At 41.8% G+C, this 770-nt stretch carries 1 protein-coding gene and 1 pseudogene; both read right to left on the bottom strand.

The annotated features are described in order from the left end of the window. Positions 1–12 precede the first annotated feature (12 nt). Positions 13–681, bottom strand: coding sequence for a rhomboid family intramembrane serine protease (locus tag B3R79_RS01375; RefSeq protein ID WP_204984654.1), 669 nt, complete (start codon positions 679–681; stop codon positions 13–15). Then, a pseudogene (locus B3R79_RS07465) lies at positions 678–770 on the bottom strand (5-formyltetrahydrofolate cyclo-ligase); the annotation flags it as partial. The gene B3R79_RS01375 and the pseudogene B3R79_RS07465, both read right to left, overlap by 4 nt.

Genomic DNA, 770 nt, shown 5'->3' with positions numbered 1-770 from the left:
CTTTTTAGCGCCTTACAAGGCTAAAAAGACAAGTAAACCATTTAGAATAATATAGGCTGCTAGAGCTAGCCAGCGTTGCCACGGTTGAAATAACTTTTCATCAACCTGCGTTGGTAAAAAGACGGCACACAAGAGTCCTCCGACAATACCACCAATATGTCCGACAATACCAATACTTGGGCTAAACAGATTAAACAATAAGTTAATGGCAATCAAGATTTGGTAATTACGCCCAACTTCCTTTAAAAAAGGGTCTTTACCAAAATAGCCAACAACCATGGTCGCGGCAAAAACGCCAAATAAAGACGTCGAAGCCCCTGCTGCAATCACATTTGGCGTGAAGAAAAGGGTAAAGACGTTTCCAGCAATCCCAGATAAGACATACAAAGCCAGAAATTTATGATGTCCCCAAATCTGCTCGGCCAATTGTCCAACAAAATAAAGTGTCAATGCATTAAAAATAAAATGCTGCCAACCAATGTGAACAAAAATCGGAGTGACCAAGCGCCATAATTGGCTAGGGTCGTAGGCAACGTAAGCTCCGTACATTCCCCCAAAATTAAAAACAGCTGTTCCAGTGCTGGCATTTCCCAAATAAAGTACCTGCATGGCTAAAAAGACAAGAGTCGTCATGGCCAATAATATCATGGTTACTGGGCTTTTTCGTAAGGCATCCCTCATCGACTAAAAACCTCCCTCACTGCAATGTCATAAGTATCTTCGTGAAAATCCTGTTCTTGAAAATGGTAAATGGTGCTGACCGTCTGTCC

Origin of the sequence: Streptococcus sp. UBA3373, from assembly GCF_002360305.1 — a bacterium.
Taxonomy (GTDB): Bacteria; Bacillota; Bacilli; order Lactobacillales; family Streptococcaceae; genus Streptococcus; species Streptococcus alactolyticus.
This window is presented reverse-complemented; position numbering and strand designations above follow the sequence as displayed.

Excerpts from the sequence above, each read along its gene's own strand:
- B3R79_RS01375 (WP_204984654.1), bottom strand. The coding sequence starts at position 681 with ATGAGGGATGCCTTACGAAAAAGCCCAGTAACCATGATATTATTGGCC.